General features: G+C 69.6%; 10 protein-coding genes. 4 read left to right on the forward strand and 6 right to left on the reverse strand.

The window, feature by feature from the left end:
- Positions 1-210: 210 nt before the first annotated feature.
- Both ACTWLT_RS08765 and ACTWLT_RS08770 read right to left on the reverse strand, forming a co-directional pair.
- Positions 211-567, reverse strand: a complete 357-nt coding sequence (locus tag ACTWLT_RS08765) for an ArsR/SmtB family transcription factor (protein ID WP_445317856.1) — start codon at positions 565-567, stop codon at positions 211-213.
- Positions 564-1,028, reverse strand: a complete 465-nt coding sequence (locus ACTWLT_RS08770) for an SRPBCC domain-containing protein (protein WP_445317857.1) — start codon at positions 1,026-1,028, stop codon at positions 564-566. Before ACTWLT_RS08770 ends, ACTWLT_RS08765 begins: the two co-directional genes overlap by 4 nt.
- 457 nt (positions 1,029-1,485) lie before the next feature.
- Between ACTWLT_RS08770 and ACTWLT_RS08775 the strand changes: the two genes are divergently transcribed.
- The 4 genes from ACTWLT_RS08775 to ACTWLT_RS08790 all read left to right on the forward strand — a co-directional run bounded on the left by ACTWLT_RS08775 (position 1,486) and on the right by ACTWLT_RS08790 (position 11,331).
- Complete coding sequence (locus ACTWLT_RS08775) at positions 1,486-4,629, forward strand: glycosyl hydrolase family 95 catalytic domain-containing protein (RefSeq protein ID WP_445317858.1); 3,144 nt, start codon at positions 1,486-1,488, stop codon at positions 4,627-4,629.
- 61 nt (positions 4,630-4,690) lie between these two features.
- Positions 4,691-7,561 carry a ricin-type beta-trefoil lectin domain protein gene (locus tag ACTWLT_RS08780; protein ID WP_445317859.1) on the forward strand — a complete coding sequence of 957 codons (2,871 nt, stop codon included), beginning with the start codon at positions 4,691-4,693 and terminating at the stop codon, positions 7,559-7,561.
- Between the two features lie 32 nt (positions 7,562-7,593).
- Positions 7,594-9,723 carry a ThuA domain-containing protein gene (locus tag ACTWLT_RS08785; protein ID WP_445317860.1) on the forward strand — a complete coding sequence of 710 codons (2,130 nt, stop codon included), beginning with the start codon at positions 7,594-7,596 and terminating at the stop codon, positions 9,721-9,723.
- 87 nt (positions 9,724-9,810) lie between these two features.
- The gene (locus ACTWLT_RS08790; RefSeq protein WP_445317861.1) at positions 9,811-11,331 is read left to right on the forward strand and encodes a glycoside hydrolase family 99 protein; all 1,521 of its coding nucleotides are present in this window, start codon (positions 9,811-9,813) and stop codon (positions 11,329-11,331) included.
- Positions 11,332-11,451: 120 nt separating this feature from the next.
- On the opposite strand, the gene ACTWLT_RS08795 is transcribed toward ACTWLT_RS08790, so the two are convergent.
- The 4 genes from ACTWLT_RS08795 to ACTWLT_RS08810 all read right to left on the reverse strand — a co-directional run bounded on the left by ACTWLT_RS08795 (position 11,452) and on the right by ACTWLT_RS08810 (position 16,695).
- Positions 11,452-12,534, reverse strand: coding sequence for an enediyne biosynthesis protein (locus tag ACTWLT_RS08795; protein ID WP_445317862.1), 1,083 nt, complete (start codon positions 12,532-12,534; stop codon positions 11,452-11,454).
- On the reverse strand, positions 12,531-14,462 hold the full coding sequence (locus ACTWLT_RS08800) for a CRTAC1 family protein (RefSeq protein ID WP_445318040.1): 1,932 nt from the start codon (positions 14,460-14,462) through the stop codon (positions 12,531-12,533). Before ACTWLT_RS08800 ends, ACTWLT_RS08795 begins: the two co-directional genes overlap by 4 nt.
- 341 nt (positions 14,463-14,803) lie before the next feature.
- A complete protein-coding gene (locus ACTWLT_RS08805; protein ID WP_445317863.1) occupies positions 14,804-16,162 on the reverse strand; it encodes a cytochrome P450 in 1,359 nt (452 codons plus the stop codon).
- On the reverse strand, positions 16,159-16,695 hold the full coding sequence (locus ACTWLT_RS08810) for a flavin reductase family protein (protein ID WP_374558739.1): 537 nt from the start codon (positions 16,693-16,695) through the stop codon (positions 16,159-16,161). Before ACTWLT_RS08810 ends, ACTWLT_RS08805 begins: the two co-directional genes overlap by 4 nt.
- Positions 16,696-16,712: the final 17 nt, after the last annotated feature.

Below are 16,712 nucleotides of genomic sequence, written 5' to 3' on the forward strand. Positions count from 1 at the left end.
ACACCGCCTGCCGACCACCGCAACGGCCCGCGGTGGCGACACCGTCGTCGGGCCCGGGGAACAGCAGAGAGCCCGCCTTCGCCACCACCGGCCGGCACTCTGCTCGCTCCCCCGCCGACGGTATGTTCCGCCCGGCGCCCCGCCCGCAGGCCCGGTCGCATGCCACCCGATCGAGGAGTCAGGGGCGGGGTTGCTACCTCGTGCGCCTCCCTACCGCTTCTTCTCGCTGTCGGCGTCCCTGCCGCGCTGGATCGTCTCGGCGATGCGCCTGATACGCCGCAGGCGGGAGTCCCAGGCCGCGCCGACGTCGGCGAGCTGGGCGACGGCGCGCGCGAGCTGGACCTCGTCGACGCGGAACTGCTTCTCGCGGCCGGCGGTGGTGGCGTGCACCAGGCCCACCCGGTCCAGGACGACGAGGTGCTTCGCCACCGCCTGACGGGTCACCGGCAGGCGCTCGCTCAGGCTGGTCGCCGTCCCGCTGCCCTCGCTCAGCAACAGGTCGAGCATCCGGCGCCGGGTCGGGTCACCCACCGCCGACCAGAGGTCGTCGTCCACCAGGACGCTCACGAGCCCGCTCCGACCTTCGCGGCGTACACCGGCAGGCGCGGCAGGAAGAGGTCCCAGCCGCTGACGTGGTCGGCGTACTCGGCGGCGACCTTCGCCTCGTCCCAGCCACGCTCGCGGAAACCGCTCTCGGTCATCCGCAGGCGCGTCCCACTCCCCGCGGGCTCGAGCTCGAAGACGACCAGGAACGAGTTGCCCGGGCCGGCGGTCTCCCCCTCCTCGTGGGTCCAGCGGAAGGAGAAGTGCCGCGGCGGCACGGCGTCGACGACCGCGAACCGCACCCAGGTGCCGCCGCCCTGGGAGACGTCGCCGAAGCCGATCCGCCCCGCTCCCCCGGGCACGGCCGGAAATTCCGCCTCGTCCGGCCACCACTCACGCAGGTGCTCCGGGCTGCTCACCACGTCGAAGACGACCTCGGGTGCCGCGTCGATGTGGATCTCGCGCTCGATCGTTCCGAATTCCACGCCTGCCGCCTTTCGCAATGTTTGGTTGCGCATCACGCTAGCCGACCTGCCCGGCACCCGCAACCATCAGTTGCGAGCGGGAGGCGAAACCACCGACGAGACGGACGCATGAAACGACACAGCGCCCGGTCGGCACGCGCCAGCGCTAGGGGAACGCCGACCAGGGCCGGCGCCCGGGCCATCAAGAGATCCGATGTATGGCGACCCTCGCCGTCCAGGGTCGGTACGGCCGAGCTGAGATTCCCGAACCGAAGGTATTGACCCGCAAATACATCCGATGTTAACTGCTTGTCAAAGATGTGGGTCGATGTTTACCTCGCTGTCGAGTGAGCCAGCGCGGTGACACCATCCCAGATCGTCTCGATGTCGCTCGCGTTTCGGCGGACGCGGGCAGACCGGGCAGTTCCCCGGGGCGCGAGACATCATCCGCACGGACGATCCAGAGGAGATCGTGTCGATGAAGGTGAGAACGCCGCTGCGTATCGCGCTCGCCGTCCTGCTCGCCGGTGGCGTCGTCGCCGTCGGCCCGGGCGGCCCGGCCACCGCAGCACCGACGGACGCCGCATTCAGTACCGGCACCGGGACACTCAACGTCAACCGGGCCGCCTACCTGGCCAAGCACGACATCGTCTACAACCGCCCGAACACCAACCCCCTGCACGGGCTCACCGTCGGCAACGGCCGGACCGGTGCGATGGCCTGGAACGCCAACGGCCTCACCATGCAGGTCTCCGGCGTGGACCTGGCCCAACAGTCGACCTACGCGGCCGGGCTGGTCAACCTCTCCAGCAACCCGCAGGTCGACACCGGCTACACCACCTTCCAGCAGCGCCTCTCCCTGTACGACGGCACGCTGACCACGAAGTACGACAACAACCGCACCATCACGGTCATGGGCGCGCCCAACTCCGAGGTGATGGGCATCCACGTCGAGGACAGCCGTCCCGGAGTGACCAGCGTCGGCCTCGACCTGAGCCTCTGGGACATGAACACCGTCCAGAACATCGCCGACGTCCCCGACCTGAACACGTGGCGGACCGTCTCGACCTTCGCCGACGCCAACGGCGTCGGGTTGAGCCGTGGACAGACGGACGCGAACAACTTCGGGTACACCCTCGCGGCCACGGTCGAGGGAGCGTCGTACACCTCCCAGGTCGTCAACGGCACCCGGGTCCGGCTGAACATCACCCCCACGTCGAGCTACACGGTCTGGTTCACCGCGGCCAGCCGGATCAACGCGCCCGGCCTCAACTCGGTGACCCAGGCGAAGAACCAGCTCGCGACGGTCAAGGGCGCCGGTTACGCCACCACGCTGAACAACTACCGCACCTGGTGGCACGACTTCTGGGCGAAGTCGTTCGTCCAGTACTCCAACGCCGGCGGCGACGCCGACTACCTGGAGAACGTCTACTACCTGGCGACGTACATGATCGCGGCGGGTGGTTACGGCAACTACCCGTTGCACTTCATCAACGGTGTGTTCCGAGCCACCCAGGACAACTCCAAGTGGAGCAACGGGTACTGGTACTGGAACCAGCGGGACGTCTACAACTCGTTCCTGGCCAGCAACCATCTCGACGTGATGGCCGGCTTCAACCGGCTCTACAGTCGCAACCTCGCCGCGCTGAAGTCGTACACGACCACCCGCTACGGCAGTGACGGTCTCTGGGTGCCGGAGACGATGGGCTGGGACGGCAACGCCCGGGGCACCGTCAACAGCGACTACGTCAACGACCTCTACTCGACCGGCACCGAGGCCGCCTACAACATGTACCTCCAGTACCGGTACGGCAACGACGAGGCGTACCTGCGCAACACGGCGTACCCGTACATGCGGGAGGCCGTGAAGTTCTACGAGGACATGCTCGACCGTGACCCCGCCACCGGTCGGTGGTACATGGCCAACTCCAACGCGCACGAGACGTACTGGGACGTCCGCAACGCGATCACCGACCTGGCCGCGGTCCGGCTGCTCTTCCCGCTCGCCATCCAGGTCAGCCAGCAGCTCGGCCTCGACGCGGGACTGCGGGCCAACTGGCAGACCATCGTCGACAACCTGGCCCCGTACCAGGTCCAGAACGGGGCGTACCTGCCGCACGACCCGCCGATCTCGCAGACCCGCAACAACGAGAACGTGTCGCTGGAGCTGGTCTGGCCCTACGACCAGACCGGCATCGGCTACCCCGACCAGCAGACCGCCGTCAACACCTGGAACGTGCGACCGCACCCGTACGGCAACGTCTGGTCCAACGACCACGTGCACGCCGCCCGGCTTGGTCTCGGCAACCAGGCGTTCCAGGGCATGCGGACCATGCTGCAGAAGTACCAGAACTACCCGAACGGAATGACCAACAACACCAACGGGGTCTTCGAGTATCTCGGCGTCCACCTGGCGGCGATGAACGAGTCCCTGCTGCAGTCGTACAACGACAGGATCCGGGTCTTCCCGGCCGTGCCGACCGACTCCAGCTTCGTCGGGAAGTTCACGCTGCTGGCCAAGGACGGCTTCCTGGTCAGTTCGGAGCGGGAGGCCGGCGAGGTCAAGTACGTCGGTCTGAAGAGCCTGCACGGCAAGTCGGCGCGGGTGGTGAACCCGTGGGGCGGCCAGGAGGTGCGGGTTCGCCGTACGTCGGACAACGCCGTGCTGACCACCACCTCGGCCGCCGAGATCAGCTTCGCCACCGTGGCGAACACGGTGTACGTGGTGGAGCGCACCGCCAAGCCGCTGTCGACGTACGCGGCCACCACCCTGACCGGCACCGCCAACCAGGGCGAGAAGAGCCTGTCGGGCACCGCCTCGACGCTCGGCCTCGGCGGCGTCGGCGGCGGAGGGCTGGTCAACGACACGATGCTGACGTACGACGCCAACTGGCACCACACCACCGCCCGGGGGTACGGCGACTACAACGACGACACCCACCACAGCACCACCGTCGGCGCCGCCGCCAGCTACACGTTCACCGGCACCGGTGTGGAGTACCTCTCCGAGCGCTTCAGCGACATGGGCAACGTCGACGTCTACCTGGACAACGTCTTCCAGGCCAACGTCAACCTGAACGTCACCGGCCCCCGCCAGGCACAGCAGGTCGTCTTCAGCCGGACCGGGTTGACGAACGGCACGCACACCATCCGCATCGTCAACAAGACCACCTCGGTCGGCATGGTGGACGCCATCCGGGTCCTCACCGGCAGCAGCCCACCGACGGGCGGTGGCGTCGCGCTGCGGTCCCAGGCCAACGGCCGGTACGTCTCCGCCACCAACGGCGGCGCCGGCAACCTGGTGGCGAGCGCCGTCGCGATCGGCGGCTCGGAGCGGTTCGACCAGGTCGACCTCGGCGCCGGCAACGTCGCCCTACGGGCCCGGGTGAACAACCAGTTCGTGTGTGCCGAGAACGCCGGCGCCAACCCGCTGGTCGCCAACCGGGCCGCGGCTGGGTCGTGGGAGACCTTCGCGCTGGTCCGGAACCCGGACGGCTCGGTCAGCCTCCGGGCGGCCGTGAACAACAGGTACGTGGTCGCGGAGAACGCCGGGGCCGGGGCACTGATCGCGAACCGGGACGCCGTCGGTCCCTGGGAGAAGTTCGACCTCGTCGCCGCCTGACGCCGGAACCGGCGGGTCAGACCGGCCCGCCGTCCCCGCCCCCTGGACACCGGAGAACGCCATGATCCGCAAACCACGTCCGCGTCTCGTCGCGGCCGTCGTCCTGGCCACCCTCGCCAGCCTGCTGCCGATACTGGTGGGGGTCACCACGGCCGCCCCGCCGGCGACGGCGGCACCTCCCCCGACCAACCAGTTCGAGAAGGTCAAGCTCGACGGCGGGCTCTCGATGGGCGAGCCGATCGAACTGTCCGTCCTGCCCGACGGCAAGGTGCTCTACATCAACCGGGGCACCAGCTCCGGCGGTGGGCAGGTACGCCTCTACAACCCGGCCAACCGCACCACGACCGTCGCGCTGACCCTCCAGCTCGACGCCCGGTTCGAGGACGGTCTGATCGGCATCACCGTGCACCCCAGGTTCGCCTCCAACCGCTGGGTGTACCTGTTCTACTCGCCGGTCGCGACGCCGCTGGTGAACCGCATCTCGCGGTTCACCTTCAACCCGACGACCCTGGTGCTCGACCCGGCCAGCGAGACGAAGCTCATCGAGTGGCCGACCGAACGGCGACTGTGCTGCCACTCGGCCGGTTCGATGACCTGGGACAGCAACGAGAACCTCTACTTCGCCGTCGGCGACAACACCAACTCCGGCGGCGACTCGGCGGGCATGGCACCGATCGACGAGCGGACCAGCCGCGACGCCCAGTACGACGCGCAGCGCACCTCGGGCAACACCAACGACCTGCGCGGAAAGATCAACCGGATCCACCCGGAGGACAACGGCACGTACACCGTCCCGACGGGCAACCTCTTCGCACCGGGCACCAGCGGCACCCGCTCGGAGGTCTACGTCATGGGGGTGCGTAACCCGTACCGGGTCTGGGTCGACAAGTTGAACGGCAACACCCTCTACTGGGGTGAGGTCGGGCCGGACGCGGGCGCGACCATCGCCAACCGGGGACCGGCGGCGTACGACGAGTGGAACCGGGCCACCGCGCCGGGCAACCACGGCTGGCCGTACTGCGGCGGACCCAACGTCGCCTACAACGACTGGGATTTCGCCGCCAACGCGCCTCGCGGCTGGTTCCCGTGCGGCGGCAGCGCCGGCCCGGTGAACAACTCGCCGCGTAACACCGGTCTGCAGCAGCTTCCGCCGACCAGGGGCGCCCTGGTCTGGGAGCAGCACGGCGGCAGCCGGGAGTGGCCGGCCCTGGACAACCCGGGTGGCTGTGGCTCGCCCAACCACGCCGAGGTGTACCACTTCGACCCGAACCTGAACTCCGAGGTGAAGTGGCCGCAGTACTACGACAACAAGCTGATCATCACGGAGTACTGCCGTAACTGGGTCAAGGAGGTCCAGTTCGACAACGGCAACGCCCGCACCGGCAACCCGACGGTCATCGAGCCGGTGCTCGCCGGCATGTCGTTCGTCCACCCGATCGACATGGAGTTCGGCCCGGACGGCTCGCTCTACCTGCTGGAGTACGGCAACGGCTACTTCTCCGGTGACGCCGCCGCCGGGCTGTACAAAATCAACTACGTCGCCGGTGGCCGGTCCCCGACGGCGGTCGCCTCGGCCACCCCGGACAACGGCCTCAGCCCACTCACGGTCAGCTTCTCCAGCGCCGGCAGCACCGACCCGGACGGCGACCCGCTGACCTACGCCTGGGACTTCGACAGCAACGGCACCGTCGACTCCACCGCCGCGAACCCCACGTACACGTACGCCAGCAACGGCGACAAGCGGGCCCGGCTCACCGTGTCGGACGGGACCGGCCGCTCGGGCACCACCCAGGTGGCGGTCGTGGTGGGCAACAACCGGCCCACCGTGTCGCTCAACGGCATCCCCAACGGCGGGTTGTTCTCCTGGGACCAGAACCTGACCGCCACCGCCACCGCGAGCGACGCGCAGGACGGCACGGTCCCGTGCGCCAACGTGGTGATCCGGGCGGCCCTGGGCCACCAGGAGCACGCCCACGAGGAGGGCCAGGGCACCGGCTGCGGCTTCACCGTCAACACCGGACCGGTGCACGCCGGGCCGGACTCGGTGCTCTTCTTCCTGCTGCGGGCCGGCTACACCGACCGGGGTGCCGCCGGCTCGGTGCCGTTGACCGCGGAGAAGGACGTCACGCTCTGGCCCAAGCAGTGGCAGGCCGAGCACTACGTCTCGCTGCACGGCCCCCAGGTGATCAACGCCAGCGGCGCCGAGGGCGGCCGGCGGCTCGGTGACGTCCAGACCGGCGAGTACGTCCGGCACCACGCGGTGAGCCTGAAGGGCATCACCGGGGTCCGGGCCCGGGTCTCCTCGGACAAGGCCGGCAACGTGGTCTCCTTCCGGTACGACTCGCCGGCCGGTCCCGAAGTCGCCCGGGTCACCGTGCCCAACACCGGCGGCTGGGACAATTACACCGAGGTCACCGCCACCGTCACCAGACCCGACGACAACACCCACGACCTCTACGTCGTCTTCACCGGCGGCACCGGCGGCGCCCTGCTCGACCTGGACAGCTACACGTTCACCGGCGCCGGGGTGAGCACCCCGGCCGGCGGTACCCGCACCGGCCCGATCCGGGGCATGAGCAAGTGCGTCGACGTCAACGCCGGCGGCACCGCCGACGGCACCCGCGTCCAGATGTGGGACTGCATCGCCGGGGCGACCAACCAGCAGTGGACGCTTCCCGGCGACGGCACCATCCGCAGCCTGGGCAAGTGCCTGGACGTGCAGTCCAGCGGCACGACCAACGGCACGCCGATCCACCTGTGGACCTGCAACGGCACCGGCGCCCAGCAGTGGGTGTCCGGCCCCAACGGCAGCCTGCGCAACCCGCAGGCCAACCGGTGCCTCGACATCCCCTCCTCCACCCCGACCAACGGACGGCAGTTGCAGATCTACGACTGCAACGGCACGGCCGCGCAGAACTGGACCCTGCCCTGACCTGTCCGTCCGAGACCCCGCAAGGAGTCCCCATGCGCAGACGCGCCATCACCGCGACGCTCGCCGCCGTGGTCGCCGGGTTCACCCTCGCCGCCGGTGCGGCGACGGTGAATCCGGCCCCAGCCGACGCCGCGCCACTGACCAACGTGCTGGTCTTCTCCAAGACCGCCGGTTTCCGGCACTCCGCCATCCCGCAGGGCATCAGCGCGATCCAGCAGCTCGGCGCGGCCAACGCCTTCACCGTCACCGCCACCGAGGACGCGGCCGCGTTCACCACCGGCAACCTCGCCCGGTACCAGGCCGTGGTCTTCCTCAACACCACCGGCGACGTGCTCGACACCAGCCAGCAGAGTGCCTTCGAGGCGTACGTGGCCGCCGGCGGCGGCTACGTCGGGGTGCACGCCGCCGCCGACACCGAGTACGACTGGCCGTGGTACGGCGGTCTGGTCGGCGGGTACTTCGCCTCGCACCCGGCGATCCAGCAGGCCACCATCCGGGTCGAGGACCGGGCGAACCCGTCCACCGCGCACCTGCCGTCGACCTGGACGCGCACCGACGAGTGGTACAACTACCGGAGCAACCCCCGCTCGGCGGTCAAGGTGCTGGCCAGCCTCGACGAGTCGTCGTACAGCGGCGGGTCGATGGGTGGTGACCACCCGATCACCTGGTGCCACAACTACGGCGGCGGGCGCGCCTGGTACACCGGCCTCGGCCACACCGAGCAGAGCTACGGCGACCCGAACTTCACGGCGATGCTGCTCGGCGGGATCCGGGTGGCGGCCGGTGCCGCCCCGGCCGACTGCCGGCCGGAGCCCGGCTACACGTCGATCTTCGACGGCACCCAGGCCAGTCTCGCCCAGTGGCGGCAGGCCGGTCCGGGCGGCTTCACCCTGACCGACGGCACGCTGACCTCGTACGGCGGGATGGGGTTGCTCTGGTACCCGGTGCGCACCTTCGGCAACTACTCGCTCAAGGTCGACTGGATGATGCCGGGCGACGACAACGGTGGGGTCTTCATCGGCTTCCCCGATCCGCAGGGTGACCCGTGGGGCCCGGTCGACGCCGGTCACGAGATCCAGATCGACGCCACCGACGCCGATCCGTCGCGCACGACCGGCAGCGTCTACAGCTTCCAGGCCCCGAACCAGGCGGCCCGCGCGGCGGCGCTCAACCCACCCGGTTCCTGGAACACCTACGAGATCGGCGTGCACGGTCAGCGGGTCGAGATCTGGCTCAACGGGGTCAAGATCAATGACTACGTCAGCAGCCGGGCCATCGCCGACGGATACATCGGGTTGCAGAACGACGGCGCCGGCCTCGACATCAACTACCGCAACGTGCGGATCAGGACCGACGGCCCGAGCGAGCCGCCCGTCACCGACCTCGCCCGCGGCCGAACGGCGACGGCGTCGAGCGTGGAGGCCGGCAGTGGGCACGTGGCGGGCAACGTGGTCGACGGCAACGCGGCAACCCGGTGGGGCAGCGCCTACGCCGACCCGCAGTGGATCTCGGTGGACCTCGGAGCCACGTACGCCGTCAACCGCGTCCGGCTCGCCTGGGAGACAGCGCACGCGCGGGCGTACCAGGTGCAGGTGTCCCCGGACAACGTCACCTGGTCGCCGATCCACACGACGACCACCGGCGACGGCGGCGTCGACGACCTCACGGTCGCCGGCACCGGACGTTACCTACGGGTGTACGGGACCCAGAGGGCCACCCAGTGGGGCTACTCGCTGTGGGACCTCAACGTCTACGGCACCCCGTCCGGCGGCCTCCTGCTCTCCCGGGGCCGGCCGGTGACGACGTCCAGCGTCGAGACCGGCAGCGCCCACGTGGCGGGCAACGCGGTCGACGGCAACCCGGCAACCCGGTGGGGCAGCGCCTACGCCGACCCGCAGTGGATCTCCGTGGACCTCGGCGCGTCGCGCACCGTCAACCGGGTCCGGCTGACCTGGGAGGCGGCGTACGCGCGGGCGTACCAGGTGCAGGTGTTCCCGGACAACGTCACCTGGTCGCCGGTCTGGACGACGACCACCGGCGACGGCGGCGTCGACGACATCCCGCTCTCGGCCACCGGCCGCTACCTGCGCGTGCACGGCACCCAACGCGCCCTGCCCGCGTACGGCTACTCGCTGTGGGAGCTGGAGGTCCGCGGCAGCTGACGCGGCCTGCTCCCCCGACGCCCGCCCACGGGGGCCGGCCACCGCAGCACCGGTCGGCCCCCCAAGACCCTCGGAAAGGAGGGTCCCGTGTCCGCACACCCCCGACGGTGGCTCTGGTCGTACCTGACCGCGGTGGTCGCCACCGCGGCCGCGGTCCTCGCCGTCGCCGCCACCCCGAGCGCCCACGCGGCCCCGCAGCCGCCCACCGCCACCGACGTGGCCGCACCCATGGCGGCGACCGCCAGCAACGTGCACATCTTCTACTACTCCTGGTACGGCAACCCCAGCGTCGCTGGCAGCTACCGGCACTGGCCGCAGGGCGGCCACACCCCACCGCAGGACATCGGCGCGAACTTCTACCCGACGTTGGGCCCGTACGACTCCGGCGACCGGGCCACGGTGCGCCAGCACATGGCGTGGATCCGGGACGCCGGGGTCGGCGTGCTCGTGCACAGCTGGTGGGGCCAGGGCTCGTACGAGGACAACCTGACCCCGGTCGTGCTCGACGCGGCCGCCGCGTACGGCCTTCGGGTCGCCTGGCACCTGGAGCCGTACGCGGGCCGGACGGCCGCCTCGACCGTCGCCGACATCAGGTATCTCCACGACCGCTACGGCAGCCACCCGGCGTTCCACCGGGACGCGGCGCACGGCAACCGCGCGCCGTTCTACGTCTTCGAGAGCCTGCGCATCAGCGACTGGTCGCCGCTGGCCCAGGTCCGCGACACCAGCATCGTGCTGGCCCAGACCACCGACACGACCAAGGTCGCCCACTTCGGCGGGATGTACACCTACGACGGGATCGCCGGGGCGACCGCACCCGGCTGGGCCACCGCGAGCGCGTTCTGCCGGGCCAACGGCCTGGTCTGGGCGCCCTCGGTGGCCCCGGGCTACCTCGACGACCGTGCCGTCCCGGGCAACACCACACCCGCGGTCGACCGGGCCAACGGTGCCATGTACGACCAGCAGTGGACCAACGCCCTGAGCACGTCGCACGGAGGCCCGCCGACCTGGGTCTCCATCACGTCGTTCAACGAGTGGCACGAGGGCTCGACGATCGAGCCGGCGAGCGCGAACCCGCCGGCCGGGCGCGGCTACCTGACGTACTCCGGCGCGTACGGGCGGACCGGTACCGCCGCCCAGACCGCCTACCTGGAACGCACCCGGTACTGGGCCAACCGTTTCGACCCCTCGGTCGACCCGGCGCCGAACCCGGAGCGGCCGGTGAGTCTGCGGGCCCAGGCCAACGGCCGGTACGTCAGCGCGGCGTCCGGCGGCACGGCACCGCTGATCGCCAACCAGACGGTGTTCGGCCCTGCCGAACAGTTCGACCTCACCGACCTCGGCGGCGGCACCGTGGCGCTGCGCGCCCGTGTCAACGGCCGGTACGTGACCGCGGAGGACGCCGGGGCGGCGCCGCTGATCGCGAACCGGACGTCGGTCGGCCGGTGGGAGACGTTCCACCTGGTTCGCCACGGCGACGGAAGCGTGAGCCTGCGCGCCGCGGTGAACGACCGGTACGTGGTCGCCGAGAACGCCGGGGCCGCGCCCCTGATCGCCAACCGGACCGCGGTCGGCCCCTGGGAGCGGTTCGACCTCGTCGGCGGCTGACGGTGTCGGCCGCGAGAGCCGGAGGGCAACGGCTCTCCTGGTCCGGCCGACGGCTCAGGGTCGACGGCGTGGTTTGCAGCCACGCCGTCGACCCTGCGAGCACCCGTCAGAGCGGTGGAATCAGCGCGCCAGCGCGATCCCGTCCGGTACCGCGGCCGGTGCGGGGGCGGCGACGCGGGCCCTCCTCCGTTCCGCGAACCACTTGCCCCACCAGAACAGACCGCGGGCACCGCAGACGATGCAGACCGCGAAGAACAACGTGTAGACGACGTTGAAGACCATCAGCGCGCCGTAGACCATGGCCACGCTGACGCCGAACATGAACTGCCACTTCGGCTTCGACGGCGTCGTACCCGGGTCGGTGATCATGTAATTGGTGAAGAGCACGAAGGCGACACCGGTCATCGTCCCCAGCGAGGCCCAGAGCGCGACGTCCCACACCCAGTGCCGGATCAGCGCCTGGATGATGAACGCACCGACCCAGCCGACGATGAGCGGGATCTTCTTCGTCAGCATCGCGTTGAGGACCGTGCCGGCCGTGAGGATGATCATGGGCACCGCGAGGCTGATGACGTCGGGCACGTTCTCGGTGAAGTGGTACGGCGGTGCGACGTTGACCCAGCCGAAGGCCAGCAACGCGATCGTGATGCCGAAGTTGGACGGGTTCATGAAGTGCCGCATCCGACCGTTGATCGGCGCCTGGAGCACCGCCTTCTGGGCGACGGCGACCACGACCGCGAAGGCGATCGGCAGGAACATCTCGTTGGCGTACAGCAGCATGTTGGCCGCGAGCGCGGTGATGTGCGTCGGCAGCAGGAAGGTGTAGAGGCCCCACATGCCGTTGCCGGAGTATCCCGGACGGCGCTTGTGCGCGCGTGCGGACACCCACTCGATGAGGATCTCGGCGGTGTAGCCGACCGCGAGTGCGAACAGCGGCCACGTCCACGGTTGCTCGAAGCCGAGCACCGTGTAGCCGAGGATGTTGAAGATCGACATCGAGATCGCGAAGTTGCGCAGCGCGATGTAGCGCGGGTCCCGCCTGTCCACCCGGGGCACCGGGGGCGGCTCCCCGGCGACCCCTGCGCCCCTTCCGTTGGCACTGCTGCCCCGCACCGGTTGTGCGCCGTCGACGACGGGCTTGCCCTCCGTCACAGCACCGGTGGCGGTCACCCTCTCGTCCGTGGTGTGTCTGACGTCGGTCATCGCGTAGTCAACTCCTGCGCGTCGGAGGTCAGCACCAGGTCGTGCCAACCGGTGTTCAGGTCGAGCTTCTGCTTGTGCACAGCACCGCCCAGGTCGCGCCACACGATCTCGGCGGAGACCGGCTTGTCGCCGCTGTCACCGAGGCCGAAGAAGACGTCGAAGCTGCGCTTGCCGGAGTGGCCGCCGCCGCCGTCGAGTTGCGCGAGCTGCACCCGGCCGTCGGCGGTGACGATGCGCACCTGGGCGCCGTACGCGGGCGACAGTCCGCCCGGGCCCTCGCCCGGCGAGGCGGTCCCGCCGAGCGTCGGTCGGTGGAGCCGCAGCCCCAGGAAGTCACCGTCGCCGGAGTTGTTGTTGCGGTAGTACGCCGGCGCGGCCCACTGGCGGGCTACGGCCCAGTCCTGCCCACCGTCGCCGTCGGCGTCGCCGATCGCGATGCCCCGGGTCGGGATCTCCTCGGCGATGCCGAGTTCCTTGTTGATGTTGACGTACCGGCCGTTGTCCTCGCGTACCCAGAAGGCGATCGGGTTCGACCCGGAGATGTCGACGCCCGGTACGGCCTTCGGCCACATGTCCGGCTCGGCCAGGAGCAGGTCGTTGCTCATCGCGAGTTCCTGCAGCCAGTTGAACCGGTTGATGGTGCCCTTGACGAAGCCGGTGGCCTGGATGATGGCCGGCTGCCCGCTGTTGTCGAAGTCGCCCATCTTGGAGTCCCAGCCCCAGCCGACCCAGGCGAGGTTCTTGCGCGCCGCCTTGTTGTCGAACGGCGCGACGCCGTCCTCCATCTTCGCCCTGGCGTCCTCGGGCGAGGTGGAGTTGTTCATCCAGAGGAAGTTGCTCTCCTCCAGCCCCCACTCCTGGGTGATGTTGCTGACGAACATGTCGAACTTGCCGCGCCCCTCAAGGTCACCGAACTCGACCGACATGCCCTTGAACGAGTCGTTGCCGAGCGCCAGGGACTTCGGGGTGAGTGCGCCCCGCCGGCCCTCGGCGAGTTCGAACCTGATCTGGCCCGGCCTGGACACGTTGTGGAAGAAGCGGTCGTGGCCGAAGTCGTTGGCCAGGTAGAGCTCCGGGAGCAGGTCGCCGTCGAGGTCGGCCGACCCGGCGCCGAGGGTCCACCCCGACGAGTACCGGGGGTCGATCGCCGTCTGCTCCTTGTACACCGCGGTCGGCTGGTCGCCGGAGGTGGCCGACGTCCACCGCAGGACGTGCGCTCCGCCGGCGTTCGTGGCCCGCGACATCGAGTGGTTCATCTGGACCGTCGGGTGGCCGTTCGGGTCGAGGACGGCGCTGTCCGGGAAGTAGTTGAAGATGCCGATGTCCGGCCGGCCGTCGCCGTCGAAGTCGGCGACCGCGACGGCGTTGGTGTTCCACAGGGGGCCGTGATAGACGCCGTCGGTCGTCTGCTCCTGCGGAATCAGCTCGTACGGGTGGAACGACTCCAGCGCGACCTTCGTCGAGCTCTGCTTCTGCAGGAACAGCACGGGCGTGCGGCCCCAGTAGTTGACGAGCAGGTCCAGCTTGCCGTCGAGGTTGAAGTCACCGGGCACGCAACCCATCGGCGAGATCGCGGGGCCCATCGGCAGCGGCGCCGGGTTGAGGACGAAGGGTTCGTAGGTGGCGCCGCCACCCGGTACCGGGGTGACGATGGCCGAGTCGGTCCGGGTGTCGACGAGGCACATGTCGTTGGGCCTGCCCTCGCCGTCGAAGTCGTTGATGGCGATCGCCGCACCGACGGACGACACCCACGACTTGATGTGCTCGTACTTCGGATTGACGACGCGCACCTCCCTCTGCGGCAGGCCGGGTGGCAGCGCGATCGGGAGCTCCGTGAACGAGAACCGCGAGGCGATCGCGGCACGTGTCTCGGCGGAGGCGCTGGGCAGTCGGGAGACGGTGAAGAGCGTGCCGACGAGCACGAGCACCAACACGGGCGTGATGAGTCGTCGTGCGAGGCCAACTGGTTCCGGTGGCAACGGTCCCCCTCGGGATGGAAGGGCTCGGACATGGTCCGTCGTTTCCGGACGGATCGCCGATTGGCAAATGTCCACGGGTCCGAGCGATCCGCAGACAACGCTTATGGTCACTGCCGCGGAAGCGGGAAGTCTTCTCGTTTCGTGCTTCCGAAACCAGCGTCCGGAACTGCCGCACGAATGAAGTAGGAATCAATGGACAGCCGATAGGGCCGCTGTCTGTTCTGAAATCACAAGGAACGGTCGCGGACGCGGAGCGCCACGCGACCGTTCCTTTGTCGGCTCCGGTGCGTCTACCGCAGCGGGGTCACCGTCATCGGCAGGCCACCCTTGATGCGCAACGAGAGCATCGGTTCCGGCTGGACCACCCGGCCGCCGACCGCGGCGAGACGCAGATCCCTCATCAGCATGGCGAGGACGAAGACGGCCTCCATCATGCCGAGGTGGTTACCGACACAGAATCGGGGCCCCGCGCCGAACGGAATGTAGGCGTACCGCGGCCTGTCGTTGGTGGCCGACGGCGCGAACCGTTCCGGGTCGAAACGGTCGGGATCCTTCCAGAATCTGGGGTGTCGGTGCAGTGTGAAAGGACTGATCAGCACGTCCGCGCCGGCGGGAACGTGATAGTCACCGACCTGGTCCGGCTCCAGGGATTTGCGCGGTAGCAACCACACCGGTGGATACAGCCGCATGACCTCCTCGACCACCATCGCCGTGTAGCGCAGCCGCGTCAGGTCGTCGAAGGTGGGCAGGCCGTCGCCCAGCACCTCGAGCGCCTCGGCGCGCAGCTTCTCGCGTACCTCGGGATGCCGGTCGACGAGGTACAGCGACCAGCTGAGCGTGCTGGCCGTGGTCTCGTGCCCGGCGAGCAGGAGGGTCACCAACTCGTCGCGGAGCCGCTCGCGTCCGACCCGTGGGTCGTCCTCACGGTTGGCCGACAGGATGAGGCGGGAGAGCACGTCGTCGCGGTCGTTGGTGTGCCCGGTGCGTTCACCGACGAGCTGGTCCACAATCCGCTGCAGGCGCCGACGGGCCGCCCGGAACCGCATCTGCTTGGGCAGCGGGATCCAGGGTGGCACGGCGGAGAGGGTCTCCAGCTCGAAGATCGCCTGGTCCTGTACGGCGGCGAAATCACCGCCGATGGAGGCGAACCGGGACAGGTCGGCGTCGAGCAACGTGCGACCCAGTACGCCGAGCGTCAACCCGGTCATCTCGGTCGGGACGTCGACGGGCCCGTGCCGGCCCCGCATGCGCAGCCGGTCGACCAGCGCCGCGCCCTCCGCGGCGACGGCTCCCGCCTGGGCGGCGATCCGTCGGCTCTGGAACGCGGGCTGGATCACCTTGCGCTGCTTGCGCCACAGCTCGCCCTCGCTGGTGAGCAGGCCGTCGCCGAGAGCGCGCCGGGCGTGCACCAGGCCGATCCCCTTGTGGTAGTTGGCCGCGTTGTCCGCCAGGACGTGCTTGGCGTGGTCGGGATGGTTGAAGAAGTACAGGGCCTTGTGCCCCACCGGCAGGCGGGACGCGTCGCCGTACCTGGCCGCCGCTGAGGTCATCATGCCCAGCCGGTCGCGGGTCATGACCGCCAGCATCGTCAACGCCGCGGTCCGCGGCGGTCCCGGTGGTGTCGGCCCGGCACGTCGGGGCGTCGTCATGTCGTCACCTTCGCGGGAAGCTGGTCGAGTCCACGGAACTTGCCGCACAGGAACAGCAGACCGTCGTCGTCGACATGCCGTTCGAGCGCCAGGAGGCGGCCGAGGAAGATGGTGTGGTCGCCGCCGTCGTAGGCCCGCCACAGCTCGCACTCGAGGTGGGCGACCGCGCCCTCGAGCAGTGGCGCGCCCGTGTGCTCACCCGTACGCCAGGTGCCGTACTCGAACTGCGCGGCGCCGAGTGGTCGGCGACGGTCGGCGAAGTACAGCGCCACCTCCTCCTGGTCGGAGGCGAGCACCGACACGCCGAAGTTCCGGCCGTCGAGCAGCGCCCGGTGCATGATGGCGTTCCGTTCGACGCACACCAGCACGAGTGCGGGATCGAGCGAGACCGCGGTGAACGAGTTCGCGGTCATCGCGTGGGGGTTCTGCCCGCCGACCGTCACGACGGTCACGCCAGTCGCGAACGCGCCGTAGACGCGTCGGAGCAGCTTCGGGTCGATGAGTTCCTCGACCGGTTTGGGATGGGCGTTCACGAGACCTCCTGCGGGGT

Source organism: Micromonospora yongxingensis (assembly GCF_052601155.1).

Coding starts and splice junctions, on each gene's coding strand:
- ACTWLT_RS08775 (WP_445317858.1), top strand. CDS start 1,486: ATGAAGGTGAGAACGCCGCTGCGTATCGCGCTCGCCGTCCTGCTCGCC.
- ACTWLT_RS08780 (WP_445317859.1), top strand. CDS start 4,691: ATGATCCGCAAACCACGTCCGCGTCTCGTCGCGGCCGTCGTCCTGGCC.
- ACTWLT_RS08785 (WP_445317860.1), top strand. CDS start 7,594: ATGCGCAGACGCGCCATCACCGCGACGCTCGCCGCCGTGGTCGCCGGG.
- ACTWLT_RS08795 (WP_445317862.1), bottom strand. CDS start 12,534: ATGACCGACGTCAGACACACCACGGACGAGAGGGTGACCGCCACCGGT.
- ACTWLT_RS08805 (WP_445317863.1), bottom strand. CDS start 16,162: ATGACGACGCCCCGACGTGCCGGGCCGACACCACCGGGACCGCCGCGG.